The organism is Streptomyces sp. NPDC044921, from assembly GCF_056432865.1.
In genome coordinates, this window is record NZ_JBWKIF010000007.1 from 100,275 (window position 1) to 122,859 (window position 22,585).

The 22,585-nt window shown below is 70.0% G+C and carries 20 protein-coding genes and 1 pseudogene; 11 read left to right on the forward strand and 10 right to left on the reverse strand.

The genetic code is table 11. The features are described from left to right. Positions 1 to 294 precede the first annotated feature (294 nt). Positions 295 to 2,565, forward strand: coding sequence for a transglycosylase domain-containing protein (locus AC07DA_RS13185; protein ID WP_479127826.1), 2,271 nt, complete (start codon positions 295 to 297; stop codon positions 2,563 to 2,565). Between the two features lie 119 nt (positions 2,566 to 2,684). Next, on the forward strand, positions 2,685 to 4,196 hold the full coding sequence (locus tag AC07DA_RS13190) for a glycosyltransferase family 87 protein (protein WP_479127477.1): 1,512 nt from the start codon (positions 2,685 to 2,687) through the stop codon (positions 4,194 to 4,196). A 105-nt stretch (positions 4,197 to 4,301) separates the two neighbouring features. On the opposite strand, the gene AC07DA_RS13195 is transcribed toward AC07DA_RS13190, so the two are convergent. From AC07DA_RS13195 to AC07DA_RS13205, 3 genes are all read right to left on the reverse strand, one after another. Continuing rightward, a complete protein-coding gene (locus tag AC07DA_RS13195) occupies positions 4,302 to 5,333 on the reverse strand; it encodes an alanine racemase (RefSeq protein ID WP_479127479.1) in 1,032 nt (343 codons plus the stop codon). Between the two features lie 65 nt (positions 5,334 to 5,398). Beyond that, the gene (femX, locus tag AC07DA_RS13200; RefSeq protein ID WP_479127480.1) at positions 5,399 to 6,520 is read right to left on the reverse strand and encodes a peptidoglycan bridge formation glycyltransferase FemX; all 1,122 of its coding nucleotides are present in this window, start codon (positions 6,518 to 6,520) and stop codon (positions 5,399 to 5,401) included. Between the two features lie 165 nt (positions 6,521 to 6,685). After that, positions 6,686 to 6,991 carry a hypothetical protein gene (locus AC07DA_RS13205; RefSeq protein WP_479127482.1) on the reverse strand — a complete coding sequence of 102 codons (306 nt, stop codon included), beginning with the start codon at positions 6,989 to 6,991 and terminating at the stop codon, positions 6,686 to 6,688. A 264-nt stretch (positions 6,992 to 7,255) separates the two neighbouring features. Here AC07DA_RS13205 and rpsF point away from each other — a divergent pair, with 264 nt between their 5' ends. The 4 genes from rpsF (at position 7,256) to rplI (ending at position 8,948) form a co-directional block, all read left to right on the forward strand. Beyond that, positions 7,256 to 7,546 carry a 30S ribosomal protein S6 gene (gene rpsF, locus AC07DA_RS13210; RefSeq protein ID WP_030237450.1) on the forward strand — a complete coding sequence of 97 codons (291 nt, stop codon included), beginning with the start codon at positions 7,256 to 7,258 and terminating at the stop codon, positions 7,544 to 7,546. A gap of 71 nt (positions 7,547 to 7,617) precedes the next feature. Further along, positions 7,618 to 8,202: a single-stranded DNA-binding protein gene (locus AC07DA_RS13215; protein ID WP_402454587.1), complete on the forward strand. Its 585-nt coding sequence runs from the start codon at positions 7,618 to 7,620 to the stop codon at positions 8,200 to 8,202. 44 nt (positions 8,203 to 8,246) lie between these two features. Then, positions 8,247 to 8,483, forward strand: a complete 237-nt coding sequence (gene rpsR / locus AC07DA_RS13220) for a 30S ribosomal protein S18 (RefSeq protein ID WP_003949403.1) — start codon at positions 8,247 to 8,249, stop codon at positions 8,481 to 8,483. An 18-nt stretch (positions 8,484 to 8,501) separates the two neighbouring features. Beyond that, positions 8,502 to 8,948 (forward strand): 50S ribosomal protein L9, encoded by a 447-nt coding sequence (gene rplI / locus AC07DA_RS13225; protein WP_010032778.1) that lies wholly within the window; start codon positions 8,502 to 8,504, stop codon positions 8,946 to 8,948. A 138-nt stretch (positions 8,949 to 9,086) separates the two neighbouring features. Here the strand turns inward: rplI and AC07DA_RS13230 are convergent, their stop codons facing one another. Further along, complete coding sequence (locus AC07DA_RS13230; RefSeq protein WP_479127485.1) at positions 9,087 to 10,424, reverse strand: MATE family efflux transporter; 1,338 nt, start codon at positions 10,422 to 10,424, stop codon at positions 9,087 to 9,089. 460 nt (positions 10,425 to 10,884) lie between these two features. On the opposite strand from AC07DA_RS13230, the gene dnaB reads away from it, so the two are divergent. Further along, a complete protein-coding gene (gene dnaB / locus AC07DA_RS13235) occupies positions 10,885 to 12,366 on the forward strand; it encodes a replicative DNA helicase (protein WP_479127487.1) in 1,482 nt (493 codons plus the stop codon). A 61-nt stretch (positions 12,367 to 12,427) separates the two neighbouring features. Here the strand turns inward: dnaB and AC07DA_RS13240 are convergent. Further along, positions 12,428 to 13,203: pseudogene (locus AC07DA_RS13240) on the reverse strand (LLM class flavin-dependent oxidoreductase). 198 nt (positions 13,204 to 13,401) lie between these two features. Between AC07DA_RS13240 and AC07DA_RS13245 the strand changes: the two are divergent. Continuing rightward, a complete protein-coding gene (locus tag AC07DA_RS13245) occupies positions 13,402 to 14,793 on the forward strand; it encodes a serine hydrolase domain-containing protein (RefSeq protein ID WP_479127488.1) in 1,392 nt (463 codons plus the stop codon). A 58-nt stretch (positions 14,794 to 14,851) separates the two neighbouring features. Here AC07DA_RS13245 and AC07DA_RS13250 read toward each other — a convergent pair whose 3' ends face one another. Next, positions 14,852 to 15,304 (reverse strand): GNAT family N-acetyltransferase, encoded by a 453-nt coding sequence (locus AC07DA_RS13250; protein ID WP_479127490.1) that lies wholly within the window; start codon positions 15,302 to 15,304, stop codon positions 14,852 to 14,854. A 32-nt stretch (positions 15,305 to 15,336) separates the two neighbouring features. Beyond that, the gene (locus AC07DA_RS13255; RefSeq protein ID WP_479127492.1) at positions 15,337 to 15,801 is read right to left on the reverse strand and encodes a MarR family winged helix-turn-helix transcriptional regulator; all 465 of its coding nucleotides are present in this window, start codon (positions 15,799 to 15,801) and stop codon (positions 15,337 to 15,339) included. A gap of 141 nt (positions 15,802 to 15,942) precedes the next feature. Between AC07DA_RS13255 and AC07DA_RS13260 the strand changes: the two genes are divergently transcribed. Beyond that, positions 15,943 to 17,151: an MFS transporter gene (locus tag AC07DA_RS13260; protein WP_479127494.1), complete on the forward strand. Its 1,209-nt coding sequence runs from the start codon at positions 15,943 to 15,945 to the stop codon at positions 17,149 to 17,151. A gap of 59 nt (positions 17,152 to 17,210) precedes the next feature. Next, entirely contained in the window at positions 17,211 to 17,633 is a 423-nt protein-coding gene (locus tag AC07DA_RS13265) for a GlcG/HbpS family heme-binding protein (protein ID WP_479127496.1), read from the forward strand. A gap of 149 nt (positions 17,634 to 17,782) precedes the next feature. On the opposite strand, the gene AC07DA_RS13270 is transcribed toward AC07DA_RS13265, so the two are convergent. Continuing rightward, positions 17,783 to 18,649 carry a GNAT family N-acetyltransferase gene (locus AC07DA_RS13270; RefSeq protein WP_479127498.1) on the reverse strand — a complete coding sequence of 289 codons (867 nt, stop codon included), beginning with the start codon at positions 18,647 to 18,649 and terminating at the stop codon, positions 17,783 to 17,785. 594 nt (positions 18,650 to 19,243) lie between these two features. Between AC07DA_RS13270 and AC07DA_RS13275 the strand changes: the two genes are divergently transcribed. Then, a complete protein-coding gene (locus tag AC07DA_RS13275; RefSeq protein WP_479127499.1) occupies positions 19,244 to 20,905 on the forward strand; it encodes a globin domain-containing protein in 1,662 nt (553 codons plus the stop codon). A gap of 51 nt (positions 20,906 to 20,956) precedes the next feature. Here the strand turns inward: AC07DA_RS13275 and AC07DA_RS13280 are convergent, their stop codons facing one another. Continuing rightward, the gene (locus tag AC07DA_RS13280) at positions 20,957 to 21,439 is read right to left on the reverse strand and encodes an NUDIX domain-containing protein (protein WP_479127501.1); all 483 of its coding nucleotides are present in this window, start codon (positions 21,437 to 21,439) and stop codon (positions 20,957 to 20,959) included. A 123-nt stretch (positions 21,440 to 21,562) separates the two neighbouring features. Continuing rightward, positions 21,563 to 22,468 carry a LysR family transcriptional regulator gene (locus tag AC07DA_RS13285; RefSeq protein WP_479127503.1) on the reverse strand — a complete coding sequence of 302 codons (906 nt, stop codon included), beginning with the start codon at positions 22,466 to 22,468 and terminating at the stop codon, positions 21,563 to 21,565. Positions 22,469 to 22,585 lie beyond the last annotated feature (117 nt).

The following is a 22,585-nucleotide window of genomic DNA, read 5'->3' on the forward strand; positions in this document are numbered from 1 at the left end:
GCGGCACCGCGAGGCGCCACCGGGTCTCCGTCCGACTCCTATGGGTCGGACTCCTACGGCTCGGGGGGTGAGCAGCGTCCGTACGGCGGCCGTGCCGAGGCCCGGCGTGCGGCGCAGAGAAGTGGGGGCGGCCGGCGGAGAGCGGCCGAACCGCCGCGGGGCGGCCGGCGTGGCGCAGCCATGGGCGCGGCCGGGGCGGCCGCCGGCCGGGGCCGGGGGCGTGGGGCCGCCGTGTCCGACAAGAAGCGGCTGATCGACTATCCGCGGGCCGGCAGATACGGCTGGCAGCGCTGGATGCCGTCCTGGAAGCTCGTCTCCGGCTTGTGCATCGGTTTCTTCGGCAGCCTGGTGGCCGTGGCGGGCATCGGCTACGCCATGGTGGGCGTCCCCACCGAGGAGAACGCTGCGGCCCGGTCGCAGAACAACGTCTACCTCTGGTCCAACGGCCAGCAGATGGTCGCGACGGGCAGTGGCCAGAACCGGCAGAACGTCACGATCGACCGGATCCCGAAGGCCATGCAGGATGCGGTGATCTCGGCCGAGAACAAGACCTTCTACCAGGATTCGGGCGTCGACCCCATGGGCATCGCGCGGGCCCTGGCGAACATGGCCCGGGGCGGTGACACGCAGGGTGGTTCGACGATCACCCAGCAGTTCGTGAAGAACACCTACCTGAGCCAGGAGCAGACGGTCTCCCGCAAGTTCAAGGAGATGTTCATCTCCATCAAGGTGGGCACGAAGCTCGGCAAGAAGGAGATCCTGCAGGGCTATCTCAACACCTCGTACTACGGGCGGGGCGCCTACGGCATCCAGGCCGCGGCCCAGACGTACTACGGCAAGGACGCCCACGAGCTCGAGCCGAGCGAGTGCGCCTTCCTCGCCGCCCTGCTCAAGGGCCCGACGTACTACGACCCGGCGGGCAACGAGAGCCTCGACCCGGCGGCGAACAAGGACGCCAACCTCAAGCGGTCCAAGGAGCGCTGGAGCTGGATCCTCGAGCAGATGCACAACGACGACAAGCTCACGGACGCCCAGTACCAGGAAGCGACCAAGAAGTACCCCATGCCGCAGGGCCGCAAGGCCACCAAGGGCATGAGCGGCCAGATCAGCTACCTGGTGGACACGGCCAAGAAGTACGTCCTGAACCACTCCGACATCACGGAGCAGCAGTTCGACCAGGGCGGCTACCAGATCAGGACGACCTTCGAGAAGAGCAAGGTCGAGGCGCTGGCCGCGGCCGTGAAGAAGATCGAGAAGGAGAAGCTGGACCCGGAGAAGCGTGAGCTGGACAAGCACGTCCAGTTCGGCGCGGCGTCGGTGAAGCCCAAGGACGGTGCCATCGTCGCCCTCTACGGCGGCGCCGGCTACGAGAACGGCCACTTCAACAACAACGCGGACACCTCGGGTGTCCCCGTCGGTTCGACGTGGAAGCCGTTCGTGCTGGCCGCGGCCATGGAGCACGGCACCTACCGCAGCGACGGTCCCCTGTCGCCGCTCAGCAAGTACAACGGCAACGACCACCTCAGGATCACGAACAACGACGGTTCCTATGTCCTGAAGAAGGACAACACGCCGTTCTACCAGGAGAACGAGAGCGACCGCCCCTGGGGCTACATCACCCTGCGCAAGGCGATGGAGCAGTCCGTCAACACGCCGTTCGTGCAGCTCGGCATGGACGTGGGGATGAGGAACGTGCGGGACGTGGCCGAGAAGGCCGGAATCCTGGACAGCAGCTTCGCCGCGCTCAACCCGTCGTTCGCGCTCGGTACCTCCACGCCCAGCGCGATCCGCATGGCCGACGCCTACGCGACGTTCGCCGCCGCCGGCAAGCAGGCCGCTCCGTACTCGGTGACCAGCGTCAAGTTCAACGGGCAGGAGATCGAAGGCTTCGACCCTCCGAGGATCACCCAGGCGATGCCCGAGAACGTGGCGAACAACGTCACGGACGTCCTGGAGAACGTCATCCAGAACGGTACGGGCAAGAAGGCACTGGCTCTGGGCCGTACGGCGGCCGGCAAGACCGGCACGACGGACGAGAACAAGTCGGCGTGGTTCGTCGGCTACACCCAGCAGTTGTCCACCTCGGTCGCGATGTTCCGTGAGGACCCCAAGAGCGCCAAGCTGCTCTCGATGAACGGCACGGCGGGTGAAAAGTCCATCCACGGCGGTGACGTCCCGACGGAGGTCTGGACCGAGTACATGAAGCGCGCCCTTGCGGATGAACCCGACCCTGGCTTCCCGCAGGCCGAGAAGATCGGTGCGATCCAGGACGCGGCAGGCGCCCCGTCGCCGACGCCCACTCCCAGTGAGACGCCGAGCGAGACGCCGAGCGAGACGCCCAGCGCCACGCCCAGCGAGACGCCGACCTCTCCCTCTCCCTCACCGAGCGACACCTGCGGCTTCTTCGGCTGCGAGGAGGACGGTGGCGGACAGAACGGTGGCGCGGACAACGGCGGCACGGACGGAGGCGCGAGTACCGAGCCCACACCGACCGACACCAGCCCGGACGGTGGCAGCACCAGAGGCAACGGCAACGGAGGCATCTTCGGAGGCTCCGCCGGATAGCCGGTCGATCGCCCGGCTTGGGTGTTTCACGTGAAACAGCCTGTTTCACGTGAAACGAGGGCCGCCGCACCCGCTCGGGTGCGGCGGCCCTCGACGTTATGCGGGACAGGTACGGCAGGATGTGCGACATGCCCAGTGCAGAAACGACGCCAGCGAGCGTCCACGAGCCGGACCCGGTGCGGCCGACCCAGGAGGACGAGGTCGCCGCAGCCGGCAGCGAGCTGATCGGTGGCCCGCTCGGGCGGCGCGCCCTGCTCGGGGCGTCCTGGTGGACTCCCGTCCGGGTGATCGCCCTGGTGGCGATCGGGATGTTCGCCCTCGGCCTGGTCCAGAAGGCGCCCTGCTACAACGGCGCCTGGTTCTTCGGCGCGAGCTCGCAGTACACGCACGCCTGCTACTCGGACATCCCGCACCTGTACCAGGGGCGGGGCTTCGCCGACGGGCTCGTGCCGTACTTCGACCGGCTCCCCGGCGACATGCAGTACTTGGAGTACCCGGTGCTGACCGGCGTCTTCATGGAGGTCGCCTCCTGGCTCACGCCCGGCAGCGGCACCATCCAGGACCAGGAACAGTGGTACTGGATGGTCAACGCCGGGATGCTCATGGTGTGCGCCTCGGTCATCGCCGTCTGCGTGACCCGCACCCACGCGCGGCGCCCCTGGGACGGTCTGCTGGTCGCCCTGGCGCCCGCCTTCGCGCTGACGGCCACGATCAACTGGGACCTGCTGGCCGTCGCCCTGACGGCCGCGGCGATGCTGATGTGGTCCCGGGGCCGCTCCCTCGCCTTCGGCGTCCTGCTGGGGCTCGCCACGGCGGCCAAGCTCTATCCCTTCCTGCTGCTGGGACCGTTGCTGGTGCTGTGCTGGCGCGCCGGCCGATGGCGTGAGTACGCCACGGCCGTGGGCGGCGCTGCCGTCGCCTGGATCGTCGTGAACGGGCCGGTGATGCTCTTCGCCTTCGAGGGCTGGTCGAAGTTCTACACGTTCAGCCAGGAACGGGGCGTCGACTTCGGCTCCTTCTGGCTGATCATGGCCCAGAACTCGGACGACCCGCTGGCCACCGACACCGTCAACACCCTCGCCACGCTGCTGATGCTGGCGTGCTGCGCGGGCGTCGCGGCCCTCGCGCTGACCGCTCCGCGCCGCCCGCGGTTCGCCCAGCTGGCCTTCCTGATCGTCGCCGCGTTCATCCTCACCAACAAGGTCTACTCGCCCCAGTACGTGCTGTGGCTGGTGCCCCTGGCCGCCTTGGCCCGGCCCAAGTGGCGGGACTTCCTGATCTGGCAGGCCTGCGAGGTGGCGTACTTCCTGGGCATCTGGCTGTACCTCGCCTACACGACCAGCGGGGACGCCCACAAGGGCCTGCCCACCGACGGCTACCACTGGGCCATCGCCCTGCACCTGCTGGGCACGCTCTACCTGTGCGTGATGGTCGTGCGGGACATCTTCCTGCCGGAGCGGGACCCGGTGCGCCGCTCCGGCGACGACGACCCCTCGGGCGGTGTGCTCGACGGGGCCGAGGACGTCTTCGTCCTGGGGCCCGCGGTCCGCTCCCGGCGGCGGACGGCAGCCCACCGCGAAGGGCCGCCCATCGCGTGGGGCAAGCGGGGCACGGCCGGCGGTTCGCTCTGAGCGAACGGCGGGGTGCACCGTGCGGCCGTCACCGGTCATGGAGAAGGCCGTACAGGGAGACCCTGTACGGCCTTCTCGCTGGGCCTTCTCGCTGCGCTGCCGCGGTCAGCGGTCCACGAGCCGGTCGAACTGCGTGGTGGTGTGCCGCAGATGGGCCACCAGCTCCTCGCCGACCTTCGGCTCGGGCGCGTCCGCGGGGACGAACAGGATCGACACCTGCATGTGCGGCGGTTCGGCGAACCAGCGCTGCTTGCCGCCCCAGACGAAGGGAGAAAGGTTCCGGTTCACCGTCGCCAGGCCGGCCCGGGCGACGCCCTTGGCACGTGGCATGACGCCGTGCAGCGCCTTGGGGGCCTCCAGGCCCACCCCGTGCGACGTACCGCCCGCCACGACCACCAGGTAGCCGTCGGAGGCCGCCTTCTGCTGCCGGTAGCCGAAGCGGTCGCCCTTGGCCACGCGCGTGACGTCCAGGACGGCGCCGCGGTACTCGGTGGCGTCGTGGTCCCCCAGCCACAGCCGCGTGCCGATGCGGGCACGGAACCGGGTCTGCGGGAACTGCTGCTGGAGCCGGACCAGTTCCTCGGCCTTGAGGTGGCTGACGAACATGGTGTGCAGGGGCAGCCGGGCCGCGCGGAGCCGGTCCATCCAGCCGATGACCTCCTCGACCGCGTCCGAGCCGTCGGTGCGGTCCAGCGGCAGGTGCAGGGCGAAGCCCTCCAGGCGGACGTTCTCGATGGCGGCGTGCAGCTGGGCGAGGTCCTGCTCGCTGATGCCGTGCCGTTTCATCGAGGACATCACCTCGATCACCACGCGGGCACCGACCAGGCCGTACACCCCGTCTATCGACGAGACCGAGCGGATCACCCGGTCCGGCAGCGGCACCGGCTCCTCGCCGCGCCGGTAGGGCGTCAGCACCAGCAGGTCCCCGCTGAACCAGTCCTTGATCCGGGCGGCTTCGTACGTCGTGCCGACGGCGAGGATGTCCGAGCCCAGTCGCGTGGCCTCCTCCGCCAGCCGCTCGTGCCCGAAGCCGTAGCCGTTGCCCTTGCAGACCGGCACGAGACCGGGGAACTGCTCCTGCACGTGCTTGTGGTGCGCCCGCCAGCGCGCGGTGTCGACGTAGAGCGTGAGCGCCATGGCCGGACCTGGAACCTTTCTCGTGGTTGCCGTGTGTCAGAGGTATAGAAGCACTGAAAGGGACATCAACGACGCGACATGTAGATGTCGAGCGCCTTGTGCAGCAGCTTGTTGAGCGGGAAGTCCCACTCGCCGAGGTACTCGGCCGCCTGGCCGCCGGTGCCCACCTTGAACTGGATCAGGCCGAAGAGGTGGTCGGTCTCGTCCAGCGAGTCGGAGATGCCGCGCAGGTCGTAGACGGTCGCGCCGAGTGCGTACGCGTCGCGCAGCATCCGCCACTGCATCGCGTTCGACGGCCGGACCTCGCGGCCGATGTTGTCGGAGGCGCCGTACGAGTACCAGACGTGGCCGCCGACGATCAGCATCGTCGCCGCCGACAGGTTCACGCCGTTGTGCCGGGCGAAGTACAGCCGCATGCGGTTGGGGTCCTCGGCGTTGAGGGCCGTCCACATGCGCTGGAAGTACGACAGCGGGCGCGGCCGGAAGTGGTCGCGCACGGCCGTGATCTCGTACAGGCGCTGCCATTCCTCGAGGTCCTGGTAACCGCCCTGGACGACCTCGACGCCGGCCTTCTCGGCCTTCTTGATGTTGCGGCGCCACAGCTGGTTGAAGTTCTTGTGGACCTCCTCCAGGGACCGGTTCGCCAGCGGCACCTGGTAGACGTAGCGCGGCTGGACGTCGCCGAAGCCGGCGCCGCCGTCCTCGCCCTGCTGCCAGCCCATGCGGCGCAGCTTGTCGGCCACCTCGAAGGCACGCGGCTCGATGTGGTCGGCCTCGATGTCCCGCAGGCGCTTGACGTCCGGGTTCTGGATGCCCTGCTTGATCGACGCGGCCTCCCAGCGGCGGATGATCACCGGCGGGCCCATCTTCACCGAGAAGGCGCCCTGCTGCTTCAGGTGCGCCAGCATCGGCTCGATCCACTCCTGCAGATTCGGCGCGAACCAGTTGATGACCGGGCCCTCGGGCAGGTACGCGAGGTAGCGCTTGATCTTGGGGAGCTGCCGGTAGAGGACCAGACCCACGCCGACCAGCTCACCGGTGCGCTCGTCGAACCAGCCGAGGTTCTCCGAACGCCACTCCGCCTTGACGTCAGCCCAGGCCGGGACCTGCATGTGGCTCGCCGACGGCAGGCTCTGGATGTAGGCCAGATGCTGCTCTCGACTGATGGTCCTCAGGGTCAGGCTCATTCGGGGCGCTCCTCGGGCTGGTGTGTCCCCATGGGTTCAGGGGCTCCGGCTCTCGCGCGAAGCCTACTGCGCCGTGGGAGCGCGCCGGTTGGGCGTACGGAACCTGCGCCCCGGCCCGAGGACGGCCGGGGCGTCGTCCGCTGTTCGAGGAGGGGTGTTCCGGCGTCAGCCGATGAGGCCGCCGTGCATCATGCCCAGGAAGAAGCCGACGCCCGAGGCGCCCAGGCCCAGGATCAGGCCGAAGCGCTCACGCGTCGTCTCCGAGATCCACTGGCCGTAGGCACCCGTGAGAATGCCCACCAGGCCGGTCCAGGAGCTGAGCACGTGCAGGCCGTCGTCGATGATCGCCGTGAGGAACGCGGTGAGGCCCAGCACCAGGGTCACCGCGAGCAGCGTGTCCTGGAGGGGGTGGGGCTTGCCGTCCGTGGCGAAGAGGCCGCCGGCGGTGTTGGGTCGCAATGCCTGTGCCATAGGGCACCTCCTGCGAAAGTCGGCGCACCGTAGCGCCATACACACCCGATGTGTACAGATTGGCCGCCCCCGCGACCGGATTTCAACCGGAAGCCACCGTGCGGGTACTCTGTACCGTCCGCACCGGTGTCTGCCCACGTCACGACGAGGGCTTCTCCACAGAACCCCTGATTGTCAGTGGTGGCCGATACCGTTGCCTACGCATCACAACCCTCCTGCCACGGAACGACCGTGGCCGCTGAGTCCAAAGGAGGTGGGTTCCACATGCGTCACTACGAGGTGATGGTCATCCTCGATCCCGACGTCGAGGAGCGCGCTGTCTCCCCGCTGATCGAGAACTTCCTCTCTGTCGTCCGTGACGGCGGCGGAAAGGTCGAGAAGGTCGACACCTGGGGTCGTCGTCGTCTCGCGTACGAGATCAAGAAGAAGCCCGAGGGCATCTACTCGGTCATCGACCTGCAGGCCGAGCCTGCGGTCGTCAAGGAGCTCGACCGCCAGATGAACCTGAACGAGTCGGTCCTCCGGACCAAGGTCCTCCGTCCCGAGATGCACTGAGCTTCCACGCTCAGCTGATCCCGGGATTCGAGTAGCAAGCAGCCAGAGCAAACCCGCCGAGAGGTTCCCCCATGGCAGGCGAGACCGTCATCACGGTGGTCGGCAATCTTGTCGACGACCCCGAGCTGCGCTTCACCCCCTCCGGTGCGGCCGTCGCGAAGTTCCGTGTCGCGTCCACTCCCCGCACCTTCGACCGCCAGACGAACGAGTGGAAGGACGGCGAGAGCCTGTTCCTGACCTGCTCGGTCTGGCGTCAGGCGGCGGAGAACGTCGCGGAGTCGCTCCAGCGAGGCATGCGCGTCATCGTGCAGGGCCGGCTGAAGCAGCGGTCCTACGAGGACCGTGAGGGTGTCAAGCGCACGGTCTACGAGCTGGACGTCGAGGAAGTCGGCGCCAGCCTGCGCAACGCCACGGCCAAGGTCACCAAGACCAGCGGCCGCGGTGGCCAGGGCGGTTACGGCGGCGGTGGCGGCGGCCAGGGTGGCGGCGGCTGGGGCGGCGGCCCCGGAGGCGGCCAGCAGGGCGGCGGAGCTCCCGCCGACGACCCGTGGGCGACCGGCGCTCCCGCCGGTGGCAACCAGGGCGGTGGCGGCGGCTGGGGTGGAAACTCCGGCGGCGGCGGTGGCGGCGGCTACTCGGACGAGCCCCCCTTCTAGGGCGGGTTCGCACCCACACTTCTTGATCACACAGGAGAATCACCATGGCGAAGCCGCCTGTGCGCAAGCCGAAGAAGAAGGTCTGCGCTTTCTGCAAGGACAAGGTCACGTACGTGGACTACAAGGACACGAACATGCTGCGGAAGTTCATTTCCGACCGCGGCAAGATCCGTGCCCGCCGCGTGACCGGCAACTGCACGCAGCACCAGCGTGACGTCGCCACGGCCGTCAAGAACAGCCGTGAGATGGCGCTGCTGCCCTACACGTCCACCGCGCGATAAGGGAAGGGTGACCGACTCATGAAGATCATCCTCACCCACGAGGTCTCCGGCCTCGGCGCCGCGGGCGACGTCGTCGACGTCAAGGACGGCTACGCTCGCAACTACCTGATCCCGCGGAAGTTCGCGATCCGCTGGACCAAGGGTGGCGAGAAGGACGTCGAGCAGATCCGTCGTGCTCGCAAGATCCACGAGATCCAGACCATCGAGCAGGCCAACCAGGTGAAGGCCCAGCTCGAGGGCGTCAAGGTCCGTCTGGCCGTCCGCTCCGGCGACGCCGGTCGTCTCTTCGGTTCCGTCACCCCGGCCGACATCGCTTCCGCGATCAAGGCTTCCGGTGGCCCCGAGGTCGACAAGCGCCGCATCGAGCTGGGCTCGCCGATCAAGACGCTGGGCGCTCACGAGACGTCCGTGCGTCTGCACCCCGAGGTTGCCGCCAAGGTCAACATCGAGGTCGTCGCGGCCTGAGTGCCGGGCTCGCTGCAGCAGTGAGTGATGGGGTCGTGCCCTTCGGGGTACGGCCCCATCGTCATGCGCGCCGGGCGGAGCGATGTTTCACGTGAAACAGCCCTTTCCCTGAAGTGCTCCGTGTTTCACGTGAAACGGTCAGCGGGTCGCGCCCGTCACGAGCCAGCGCCCCGATCGGGTGCGGAGCCACAGGGTCAGCATCCGCACGGTCATCATCAGCGTCATGGTGGCCCACAGCGCGGTGAGCCCCCCGCCCAGCACCGGTACGAGCAGGGCGGCCGGGGTGAACACGGCGAGAGTGACCAGCATCGCCCAGGCCAGGTACGGGCCGTCGCCGGCGCCCATCAGAACGCCGTCCAGAACGAAGACGATGCCGGAGATGGGCTGGGAGAGGGCGACGATGACGAGTGCGGGCAGGGCCACGTCCTTGACCGCGGGGTCGCCGCTGAACAGGGGCAGGAACACCGGACGGGTGATGACCACCAGGACGCCGAGGACGACCCCGACGGCGATGCCCCACTCGACCATGCGGCGGCATGCGTCGCGGGCGCCCTGGGCATCACCGGCTCCGAGGTAGCGGCCGATGATGGCCTGTCCCGCAATGGCGATGGCATCCAGGGCGAAGGCGAGCAGGCTCCACAGGGACAGGATGATCTGATGGGCGGCGATATCGGCGTCTCCGAGCCGGGCGGCGACCGCGGTGGCGATCATCAGGATCGCCCGCAGGGAAAGCGTGCGGACCAGCAGGGGCACACCTGCCTGTGCCGAGGCCCTGATCCCGGCGGCGTCCGGACGCAGGGAAGCACCGTGCTTGCGGGCGCCCCGCAGGACGACCACCAGGTAGACGGCGGCCATACCGCACTGTGCGATGACCGTGCCCCAGGCGGAGCCCGCGATCCCCAGGCCGGCACCGTAGACGAGTCCCGCGTTGAGGGCGCCGTTCGCGACGAAGCCGGCGATGGCGACGTAGAGCGGGGTGCGCGTGTCCTGCAGGCCGCGCAGGACACCGGTCGCGGCGAGGACGATGAGCATGGCGGGGATGCCGAGCACGGAGATGCGCAGATAGGTGGTGGCGTAGGGGGCTGCCGCCTCCGAGGCCCCGAAGAGGTCCACCAGGTGGGGTGCCGTGGGCAGGGCGGCGGCGACGACGACGGCACCGAGGAACAGCGCCAGCCAGATGCCGTCCATGCCCTGGCGGATGGCGGCCGGGAGGTCTCCCGCGCCGACTCGGCGGGCGACCGCCGCCGTGGTGGCATAGGCGAGGAAGACGAAGACGCTGACCGCGGTCATCAGCAGGGCCGAGGCGACGCCGAGCCCGGCGAGCTGGGCCGTGCCCAGATGGCCCACGATGGCGGTGTCGGCCAGCAGGAAGAGGGGCTCGGCGACGAGGGCGCCGAAGGCGGGCACCGCCAGCGCGACGATCTCCCGGTCGTGCTGTCTCCGGCCGTCTCGACGGCGCGCGGGGGCCTGTGTCATGTGCACCAATCTAATCGTCCACAGGTAAGAGATGCAAAGCCTTTGCAGTCCTTACTTTCCGTTCGAGGGTGCGCACTGCTGTGCACCTTTCGAAGCGATCTTGCGCCGGTTGGGGAAGTTTTTCTTCTGCACAGCCGGTGGATGGCAAAGCCCCAGGTCACAGCGTTGTTGTCGAGAGGGTTGACTGCTTGTTCACAGCCCTGTCCACCGGGTCGTGCACAGGTTTCGCGGAGTTCTCCACAGCATCTGGGCCGTCGTCCACATGGCCTGTGGATAACCAGATTGGCTGACGGTGCCGACGGGCCTACGGTGGTCCGGCGCCCGCTCCGTCCGCCGGTTTTCAAAACACCACAAAACCGGCGCCGACCAACCGGAGTTGGGCCTCTCATTTGTCAGTGCCGTGCCGTAGAAAAGAGGGGCACGGCGAGGTCTGCTGCGGCGGACGGGAGGAGGTGGCTCGGTGAGCATTTCCGAGCCCTTGGACGACCCGTGGGCCGACAGCGGGCCCAGTGATCGTCTGCCCGCCTCCCGCCGACGGGGTGACGGTAGCCGGGGCCGTGACGAACAGCACGAGCGCGGCCGGGACAGCGGGGTGTGGGACGGCGGCTCGGGCTCGTCGTTCGAGCGGGTGCCGCCGCAGGACATCGAGGCCGAGCAGTCGGTGCTCGGCGGCATGCTGCTGTCCAAGGACGCCATCGCCGACGTGGTCGAGATCCTCAAGGGCCACGACTTCTACAAGCCGGCGCACGAGACGATCTACCAGGCCGTCCTCGACGTCTACGCCAAGGGCGAGCCGGCCGACCCCATCACGATCGCGGCCGAGCTCACCAAGCGCGGCGAGATCAACAAGGTGGGTGGGGCCTCCTACCTGCACACCCTCGTCCAGACGGTGCCCACGGCGGCCAACGCCGCCTACTACGCGGAGATCGTCCACGAGCGCGCGGTCCTGCGCCGCCTGGTCGAGGCGGGCACGCGGATCACCCAGATGGGGTACGCGGCCGACGACGACGTCGACGAGATCGTCAACCGCGCCCAGGCGGAGATCTACGCCGTCACCGAGCAGCGCACCAGCGAGGACTACCTTCCGCTCGGCGACATCATGGAGGGCGCCCTCGACGAGATCGAGGCGATCGGTTCGCGCAGCGGCGAGATGACCGGCGTCCCCACGGGTTTCACGGACTTCGACTCGCTCACCAACGGCCTGCACCCCGGCCAGATGATCGTCATCGCGGCCCGCCCCGCCATGGGCAAGTCCACGCTCGCCCTCGACTTCGCGCGCGCGGCCTCGATCAAGAACAACCTGCCGAGCGTGATCTTCTCGCTCGAGATGGGGCGCAACGAGATCGCCATGCGCCTGCTGTCCGCCGAGGCCAGAGTCGCCCTGCACCACATGCGCTCCGGCACGATGACGGACGAGGACTGGACGCGTCTGGCCCGGCGGATGCCGGACGTCTCGGCCGCCCCGCTCTACATCGACGACTCGCCGAACCTGTCGATGATGGAGATCCGCGCCAAGTGCCGTCGGCTGAAGCAGCGCAACGACCTCCGCCTGGTCGTCATCGACTACCTGCAGCTGATGCAGTCCGGTGGGTCCAAGCGGGCCGAGAGCCGTCAGCAGGAGGTCTCGGACATGTCCCGTAACCTCAAGCTGCTGGCCAAGGAGCTGGAGATCCCGGTGATCGCTCTCTCCCAGCTCAACCGCGGCCCCGAGCAGCGCACGGACAAGAAGCCGATGGTCTCCGACCTGCGTGAGTCCGGCTCCATCGAGCAGGACGCCGACATGGTCATCCTGCTGCACCGCGAGGACGCCTACGAGAAGGAGTCGCCCCGCGCGGGCGAGGCGGACCTGATCGTGGCCAAGCACCGAAACGGCCCGACGGCGACGATCACCGTCGCCTTCCAGGGCCACTACTCGCGGTTCGTGGACATGGCGCAGACCTGATCCTGGGCGCTGCAGGGGTTGGGCTGCCGCCGGCTTCCGGCGCCCGGTCCGTAGGGGCACATCAGACCAGCGGGGGCCCTGCCTCGACGCGGCGCAGCACCGGAGCCAGACGGTCCAGGTCGGGACCGGTCTGGACCTGCCGCTCGTCCCACCAGGTGGCACCCGCGTCGTGCAGCGGACCGATCACGTCCCTGGCCTGGGCCGTGGCGCAGGGCGTGGCGCCGCCGAGTACGAACTCGAAGGGGCCCTCCGCCCCGGCCGCACGGTGCTTGCGCACGTATCCGACAAGATCGCGTACATCGGCCACATCCGGCACCTGGCCGTGCCGGGCCGTCTCGAAGAGCGGCACCGCGCCGTCCCACCGCGCTGCCCGCCGCATGGGCGGGCGACGCGGCCAGAATCCGCCGATCCATACCGGTGGACGGGGGCGCTGCACCGTGGCGGGCAGCAGCGTCACGTCCCGCACCTCATAGTGCCGGCCGTGGTGGTTCACCGAGTCCCCGGACCAGAAACGCCGCAACAGGTCCAGTCCCTCGTCCAGCCGCTCAGCCAGGAGGCGCGGCTCGGCGGTGTCGCCGAAACTGCGGTACTCGTCCTCGACCGGACCGCCCAGGCCGGCAGCGAAGATCACCCTGCCGCCGCTGAGGTGGTCCAGGGTGGCCACCTGGCGCGCGAGTTGCTGCGGCCGGTAACGGGGGACGGCGCCAGCAGGGTGCCCAGCCGGATCCGGGAGGTCGCCAGCGCGGCCGCTGTCAGCAGGATTTGCGGGTCCGCGGTCGCGACGTTGCGGGGGTCGGCGAAGTCACCGAAGTTGGGGATGTTGACGGAGAAGCGCATCCCAGCAGGATGGGGAGCCGGTTCAGCAGGGGCAATCACATTCCTGGCCGGGCGGCTTCACAGCAGGCAGGGACCGAGACCGTCGGCGGTGGAACGGAGGTCCCGGGAAGGCGCCCAGCAAGAACACGGGCCGCGAGATCCACGGACGCGCGGTGAAAAGGAGTCGACGGGTGGGTCCGGGCCGGATGGACTGGGCCCATGACGACACCTCATCAGGGGGAAGAGCTGCTTCCCGCCACGCGTCGCGCACTGCTGCACCGGATCGCCGTGGCCCAGGCAGGGGGACGGGCACCGTCACTGGTCGCGGCCGTCGTCCGGGACGGCCGGGCGGTGTGGCACGGCGCCCGGACATCGGTGGAGGGGCACGCGCCCGACGACACCGTGCAGTACCGGATCGGCTCGATCACCAAGACCTTCACCGCCGTCCTCGTGATGCGTCTGCGCGACGAGGGACTGCTGGGCCTCGGTGACGCGCTGGAGAAGCATCTGCCGGGTACGGGCGCGGGGGAGGCCACGATCGCCGAACTGCTGGCCCACACGGCCGGGTTGGCGGCCGAGGCGCCCGCGCCGTGGTGGGAGCGCACATCGGGGTCCCTGCGGCCGGAACTGTCCGACGTCCTCGGAGAGCAGCCCTTTCTGCACCCCGTCGGCCGGCGGTACCACTACTCGAACCCGGGCTACACGCTGCTGGGCGCGCTCGTGGAGGAACTGCGCGGGACGTCCTGGGAGGAGGCCCTACGGCGTGAAGTGCTCGAACCCTTGGGGCTGGACCGGACGAGCGTGCGGCCGCGGGCTCCGCACGCGGGCGGGTGGGCCGTACACCCCTGGGCCGACGTGCTGCTCCCTGAACCCGCAGAGGACCTCGGCCGGATGGCACCCGCCGGTCAACTCTGGTCGACCACCTCGGACCTGGCCCGGTTCGCGGCCTTCCTCGTGCGGGGCGACGAGCGGGTGCTGAGCCCCGCGTCCCTGCGCGAGATGCGGACCCCCGCCGCACCGGCGGAGGCCGCGGACGTGATGTCCGGTGATGCCTATGGCCTCGGCATGCAGATCCAGCACCGGCACGGCCGGCTGCTCGTGGGGCACAGCGGCTCCCTGCCGGGCTTCCTGGCCAATGTGAGCATCAGTGTGGAGGACGACGTGGCGGCGGTCGTGCTGGCCAACTGCACCTCGGGACCGGCGGTGTCGGCGGTCGCCGCCGATCTCGTCCGGATCGTCGCCGAGGCGGAGCCGCGCATCCCCGCCCCGTGGACGCCAATGCGTGAGGTCCAGCCGGACGTGCTGGAGCTGACGGGCCAGTGGTACTGGGGGACGCACGCCTTCGCCCTGCGGCTCACGGCCGATGGGCTCGCCTCGCTGGAGCCGCTGTCCGGCGGCGGGCGCCGCTCACGCTTCCGCCCGAACGGGGACGGGACCTGGACCGGACTGGAGGGCTACTACGCCGGAGAGCTGCTCACGGCCGTACGGCGGCCGGACGGGTCCGTGAGCCATCTGGACCTCGGCTCGTTCGTGCTCACGCGGCAGCCCTACGACGAGACGGCTCCGGTACCGGGAGGGGTCGACCCCGAAGGCTGGCGCGGAATCGGCTGAGCCGGACGCGAAGGAGCGCCCGTGTTTCACGTGAAACACGGGCGCTTCCGCCTGCCGGTCAGAGCTGGAGCTTGAAGCCCGTGTGGGAGGCCGTGAAGCCGAGCCGCTCGTAGAAGCGGTGGGCGTCGGTGCGGGACTTGTCGGAGGTCAGCTGGACCAACTGACAGTCCGCCTCACGGGACTCGTCGATCGCCCACTCGATGAGCCGCGACCCCAGGCCGCTGCCGCGCTCCTCGGCGTGGATGCGCACGCCTTCGATGATCGCCCTGGTGGCGCCCCGCCGGGACAGCCCGGGGATGATCGTGAGCTGCAGCGTGCCGACGACGCGCCCCTCGCGCACTGCCACGACCAGGCGCTGGTTCGGGTCGGCGCTCAGCCGCTCCAGCGCGGTCAGGTAGGGCGCGAGATCGTCCGGTGACTCGCGCTGCGCGCCCAAGGGGTCGTCCGCGAGCATGGCGACGATCGCCGGGACGTCGTCGGCGACGGCGGTGCGTATGTCGAGATCTCCCATGGCCGCACCCTACGCAGCGGTGCGGTGCCGGTTCACGCCGGTACCGGGGCCTTCAGCGTTTCGACGGCCCGGACCAGCGGGGCCAGCTCGGGATTCTTCGCCGCCTCGTCGAGGGCCTCGCGCAGGGCGGCGTCATTGGTCGGCCGCGCCGCTTCCAGCAGCTTCAGGCCCGCCTCCGTCACGTTCGTGTAGATGCCCCGGCGGTCCGTGGGGCACAGATAGCGCTCCAGGAGCCCTCGGTCCTCCAAGCGGGTTACCAGGCGGGTGGTGGCGCTCTGGCTGAGGACGACGGCGTCGGCGACCTGCTTCATCTGCAGGTGGCCTCCGTCGCCGTCGTGCTGCCGGCTGAGCACGTCCAGCAGGGAGTACTCGCGCGCACTCAGGTCGTGTTTCGCCTGCAGGGCGCGCTCGATGTGGGACTCGATCCTCCCGTGGAGCAGGGAGAGGGCGCACCAGCCCTGGGCGAGGGCGGTGAGCGCGGGGTCCGTCGCTGTCATTGGGGTTTCCTCCGTCCCGGAGCGGCTGACATCCAGGATAGGGCAACGACGCAATAGACGGCAGTTGCACTTAGCCCGCGTGCGCAACTATTGTGGACGCACGCAAAGCGCACCTGCAATCTTCTGGGAAGGTACCCCTCCATGCCTCTCGCGCTTCTGGCCCTCGCGATCGGGGCCTTCGGGATCGGAACGACCGAGTTCGTGATCATGGGCTTGCTGCCCGAGGTCGCGGGCGACTACGGGGTCTCCATCCCCACCGCCGGATACCTGGTCACCGGCTACGCGCTGGGCGTCATGTTCGGTGCCCCGCTGATGACCGTTCTCGGCACCAAGGTCTCCCGCAAGCACATGCTGATGCTGCTGATGGGCCTGTTCATCGCCGGCAATCTGCTCTCGGCGCTCGCTCCCGCCTTCGCCGTCATGCTGATCGGCCGGATCGTGGCCTCACTGGCTCACGGCGCCTTCTTCGGCATCGGCTCGGTCGTCGCTGCCGACCTGGTCGCCCCGGACAAGAAGGCCGGTGCCATCGCCATGATGTTCACCGGACTGACCGTCGCCAACGTCGTCGGTGTCCCGCTGGGCACGCTCGTCGGGCAGTCCGTCGGCTGGCGGGTCACCTTCGGCATCGTCGCCGCCCTCGGCGTCATCGGCCTGATCGGCATCGCCCGGCTCGTCCCCGACATGCCCAAGCCGGAGGGGGTGCGCCTGCGGCACGAGCTGGCGGCCTTCAAGAACGTGCAGGTGCTGCTCGCGATGGCGATGACCGTCCTCGGATTCGGCGGTGTCTTCGCCGCCATCACCTACATCGCGCCGATGATGACCCACGTCGCCGGCTTCGCCGACAGCTCGGTCACCTGGCTGCTGGTCCTGTTCGGCCTCGGCATGGTCGGCGGCAACCTCGTCGGCGGCAGGTTCGCCGACCGCGCCCTGATGCCCATGCTGTACGTCTCCCTGGGCGCCCTGGCCGTCGTCCTGGCGCTGTTCACCCTCACCGCGCACGACAAGGTCCTGTCGGCCGTCTCGATCGCGCTGATCGGCGCCCTGGGCTTCGCCACCGTCCCGCCGCTGCAGAAGCGGGTCCTCGACCAGGCGCACGGCGCCCCGACCCTGGCCTCCGCGGTGAACATCGGCGCCTTCAACCTCGGCAACGCCCTGTCCGCCTGGCTCGGCGGCCTGGTGATCGCGGCCGGCCTCGGTTACACCGCCCCCAACTGGGTCGGGGCCGCCCTCGCCGCCGGAGCCCTGCTCCTGGCCGTTCTCTCGGCCGCCCTGGAACGCCGCGCCGGTGCGCCGAGCACCGTCGTCACCGGGTCCGCCGCCGCTGAGCAGCGGACCGCCGTCCACCACTGACCGGTCGGGGACACCCCGGCCCACGCCCTCACCCGTACGTCACACAGGAGAACCACCTCATGAGCACCGCCACCCCTGTCGCCCCGCTGACCACCCAGGACGCCGACGCCCTGGTCGCCGCCGCGAGCCGCGCCGCCGCATCGGCGGGGGTCACCGTCAGCGTCACCGTCCTGGACGCGGGCGGACACCTGCTGGCCTTCCGGCGGGACGACCGTGCCGTGCTGATCTCCGGCGAGACCAGCACCCGCAAGGCCTACACGGCGCTCCAGCTGAACGCGCCCACCGCCGACCTCGTCGACGCCGTCCAGCCCGGAGGCCTCTTCCACACGCTGCCGACCGCGCTCGACCGGCCGCTGCTGTTCATCGCCGGCGGTGTGCCGGTGCACCGCGACGGCCGGCTCATCGGCGCGATCGGTGTCGGGGGCGGGGCCCCCGAGCAGGACCACGGCTTCGCCATGGCCGCCGTGGAGGCCCTCGCCTGACCCGGAAGGCGGCCCCTGGACACCTCACCGGGAAGGCTCCCGGAGATCTGACCGGGAGGCCCCCGGACAAACGACGCCGGTTCCCCGATGCCCGGGGAACCGGCGTTCGCCGATGCCCGGGAACCGGCGTTCGCCGTGCCGAGGCTTCCTCAGCCCGCCGCGACCGTGACCGGGGCGAAGCGCCGGCTCCAGTCTCCGGGCAGCTCGGTGATGCCGTACGACATCACCGCGTTGAAGGCCACCGACGTCAGTCCGCGTGCCTTGGCCCAGACCAGCAGTTCCTCGTGCCGTACGTCGATGTCGGTGCGCAGCGGGCGGTCGGTGCGGGCGGCGAGAGAAGCGATGAGCGCCCGGGCCACCGCCGTGTCCCGAGCGATGAGCGGGCCGACGACGTGCGTCTCCATGTTGGGCCAGGCGGCCGCGTAACCGACGATCCGCCCGTCCTCCTCCGCCACGCGCAACTGGTCCGCGAAGGCGGGCAGTCGGATGACGATGTGCGTCCGGTCGGTCCCGAAGACCTGCTCGTCGAGCCGGAGGATCGCCGCCAGGTCCTCGGCGGTCGCGGCGCGGGTGGCCACCTCCGGCTCCGGTCCGCCGGGCGTGAAGCGGCCCCTCACCATCTCCGCCCGCCCGATGACCTTGAAGCCGAGTTCCTCGTAGAGCGGGCGGCCGTTCGGCGTCGCGTGCAGGGTGAGGGGCGTGGTGCCCATCGCGGAGACCACGTGGCGCATCAGCCGGCGTCCGATGCCCTGCCGGGCGTGCCGTCCGGCGACCAGCACCATGCCGATCGCGGCGAGGGCGGGACGTTCGTGGGGCCCGTACTCGGTGACGACGCAGGCGCTCGCCAGGCCGCCCTCGGGGTCGTCGATGCCCCAGCCCTTCCCGGCCGTGAGGAGGAAGCCCCATTTGTGCTCCTCCCGTGGCCACCCCCGGTCCTCGGACAGGTCGGCGCAGGCGGCGAGATCGCGAAGTGTCAGGCGGCGGATGGGCAGAGCGGCAAGGGAAGGAGTCGACACGCAGGTCAGGCTGTCCGACCGGAGCCCTTGGCGTCCACCTGTTTGAGCGGAGACGTACGGGCTTTTGGCCAGTTGCAGTTGCATGCGAAGCACGTGAGGCGGCTTCGGCCGTTTCACGTGAAACACGTAAGAACGGCAGATGGCCGACGGGGAGGGTCAATGTGTCCTCTCCGTACCCCAGTTGACCCGTCCGAGGATTCGTCTCCTGCCCTCATTCGTGACGGGGGAAGGGGGGACTTGTGTGCACGGCGGTGGCCGGTAGGGTCGACTCCGGTTCGCGTCAGGGACGGATGACCCGACTGGTGCGGGCCGAGTGCAGGGCAATGCAGCCTAAACGGACGGAGAGATCGAAGACCCGCGTTTCCGGTAATGAGACGAGAACCATCCAGGCGAGTGGGAAGCTCGAAGAGAGAGTAGTGCGGGCAATGTCACACTCTCGCCTTACTTGTCCGTACGCAGCCGGATCACGGGTTGAATGTGGCCGCATTGGCCACGACAGGGATGGGAACACGGCCCGTCCACGGGGGAAAGCAGGCACCTTCCGACCAGGGAAGTGCGCAGACCGACCGAAAGACGCTCGAGGCGAGGCACACCATGGACGCTCCGACCACCACGTCGGCCGACAACGGCACTTCTGGCGGCGGGGGCGGCTGGTTCACGCCCCGCAAGAAGCCGGAGCCGGGCAGCGAGCCCGGTGCGGCGGAACGGCCCGGTGTGGCAGAACGCCCCGGTCCGGCGGAACGATCCGGCCCGGCAGGTGGACGTCGCCCGGCGGCGATACGCCCCGTGGGCCGGTCCACGTTCCCCCCGGACGCTCGGGCGGGCGGCACCGCACCGCCGTCCGGCACCCCGGCCGGCAGCGCCACCACCGGCGCTCCGCGCCAGGAGCTCGCCGCCGAGGACGCGATACCCGCGCCCGCCCCCGCCGTCGCGCAGCACGCCCCGGCGTCCGGCAGCGCGCCCCGCACCGCGGCTTCGTCCCCGCGTCCCGCGCTGCACGCCACGGTCTCCTCGCCGGGTCCCGCGCCCGCCACGCTCACCCCGGCCCCCTTCGCCCCGACCGTGGCACCTCCCGCCGCGTCACGTGTCCCCGCCCAGCGCCCCGCACCGTCCCCGGACCCGGCCGCCACCGCCCGCGAGGCGTCCCCGGACGCCCTCCTCGTCCGCCGCGCCATGGCCGAGATCGCGCCCGTGGCCGACAAGGTCACCTCGTACTTCTACGCGCTGCTCTTCGTGCGCCACCCCGATCTGCGGTCGCTGTTCCCCGCCGCGATGGACACCCAGCGGGACCGGCTGCTCCGGGCGCTGCTGACGGCTGCCGAGCACATCGACAACACCGACGTCCTCGTCGACTACCTGCAGAACCTCGGCCGGGGGCACCGCAAGTACGGCACCCGGGCCGAGCACTACCCGGCCGTCGGCGAGTGCCTCATCGGCGCGCTGAGCAAGTACGCCGCCGGGGTCTGGAACGAGGAGATGGAGGCCGCGTGGGTGCGGACCTACACCACCATCTCCCAGATCATGATCGACGCGGCGGCCGCGGACGAGCTGCGGGCGCCGGCCTGGTGGTACGCCGAGGTCGTCAGCCACGAGCTCAGAACCCCGGACGTCGCGGTCGTCACCGTCCGCCCCGACCAGCCGTACCCCTTCCTCGCCGGGCAGTACACGAGCGTGGAGACCCCCTGGTGGCCCCGCATCTGGCGGCACTACTCCTTCGCCTCGGCGCCGCGCTCCGACGGCCTGCTGTCGTTCCATGTGAAGGCCGTCCCGGCCGGCTGGGTCTCCAACGCCCTGGTGCACCGCGCCCGGCCCGGTGACATCATCCGGCTCGGTCCGCCCGCCGGTTCCATGACCGTGGACCACACCACCGACAGCGGGCTGCTCTGCCTGGGCGGGGGCACCGGTATCGCCCCCATCAAGGCCCTGGTCGAGGACGTCGCCGAGCACGGCGAGCGCCGCCCGGTGGAGGTCTTCTACGGTGCCCGCACCGACCACGACCTGTACGACATCGACACGATGCTCCGCCTCCAGCAGAGCCACCCCTGGCTCTCGGTCCGCGCGATCATCGACCAGCAGGCGCACCAGCAGCTCCCTGACGCCATACGGGCGTACGGGCCGTGGCACGAGTACGACGCCTACCTCTCGGGCCCGCCGGGGATGATCCGCAGCGGTGTGGACGCCCTGAGAGACGTCGGCATCCCGGCGGACCGCATACGGCACGACTCCGTCGAGGAACTGGTCTCGGCCGGGGACTGACCGGCCGTCGCCCTCAGCCCGGGGCAGGCGGTTCCAGCCCAGTCAGGCGTCTCAGCCCAGGTCCGGCGCGTGCATGGCCCGCACGCCCTCGATGTTGCCGTCGAGGTAGTGCCGCAACGACAGCGGAACGAGGTGCACGGAGGCGATGCCGACCCGGGTGAAGGGCACACGGACGATCTCGTACGCGCCGATGGGCTCGTCGACCTCGGGGCCGTGGCGGAGGGAGGGGTCCATGGACTCCAGCCGGCAGACGAAGAAGTGCTGCACCTTCACCCCGGTCGCGCCGCCGTCCTCCCCGATGTGCTCCACGGTGTCCACGAAGCAGGGCACCACGTCGGTGATCTTCGCGCCGAGTTCTTCGTACACCTCCCGGTGGAGGGCGTGGACGACGGTCGGATCGTCGGGCTCGACCCCGCCGCCGGGGGTGACCCAGTAGGGATCCATGCCCGGCTTGGTGCGCTTGATCAGGATCAGGTCGTCACCGTCCAGCAGAACGGCGCGGGCGGTGCGCTTGACCACGGGTCGGACGGTCATGGGGGAAATGTGGCCCGGCTGGTTCCACGTGAAACATCCCCCCACGTCACCGCCCGAGTGCCCGGAGTGAAGAGCCTTCCCGGAGGTGGGACCGCGATCTCGCCTGCCCCCGCGTCCGTGGGCTCAGCACCACTCGGCTGCCGCCCGTCGCAGCCAGTCGTGCGCCCGCGCGATGTGCGGCATGGCCAGGGTCCCGGTCCGCACCACCAGGAAGTACGTCCGCAGGGGAGGCACCGCCGGCTCGTGCAGCGCGACGACCTCCCCCCGGTCCAGCGCGGCCGCGCACAGATACCGCGGCAGCACCGCCAGGCCCGCGCCCGCGATCGCACAGGCGAGGACCGCGCGCAGGTCGGGAACGACGACCGTGCCCGGGGCCGCCGGGCGCGAGTCGAAGACGGAGGCCCAGTAGCGGGAGACGAAGGGCAGCGACTCGTGCACCTCCACCACGGGCACCTGCTCCAGGGACGGCTCCGGTTTGCGGTCCGGCTCTCCGGCGCCGATCTGATCGGCCCAGCGCGGCGCGGCGACCAGGACGTGCTCCTCGTCGCACAGCGCAGTCGCCGTGAGCAGGGCACCCCGCGGACGGGCCGTGCTGATGACCAGATCATGGTGCCCGGCAGAAAGCCCTTCCAGGGTCTCCTCGGCGTTCCCGAAGGAGACGCGCAGCGCGAAGCCCTGCCCGTCCTCGCCGGTGAGTTCCGTGAGCGCGGGCAGGGCTCGTTCGGCGGTGAACTCCGGGGGCCCCGCGAGGTGCAGCGTCCGTAAGGACGACTCGTCGTCGAGGCCGCTCTCGGCGATCTCCACCAGGGCGTCGAGATGCGGCGCGGCCTTGTGGGCGAGTTCGTCACCGATGCTGGTCGGCGTCACGCCACGTGCCTGCCGCAGGAACAGGGGGCGGCCCAGCTGCCGTTCCAGGGTCCTGATCTGCGAGGTGACGGCCGGCTGGGAGAGGCCGAGCAGGGCGGCGGCGCGGGTGAAGGAGCCGGCCCGGTGCACGGTCACGAAGGTCCGCAGCAAGGCCAGATCCACTGACACTCTCCCCTCGTCGGCCCCCGCTCCCGGCCTCCGGACGCGCCCAACTATAAATAAGTCGATAGGTCTCTGTCGCTACCGTGATTGGACACTGACAGAGAGTCAACTAGCCTT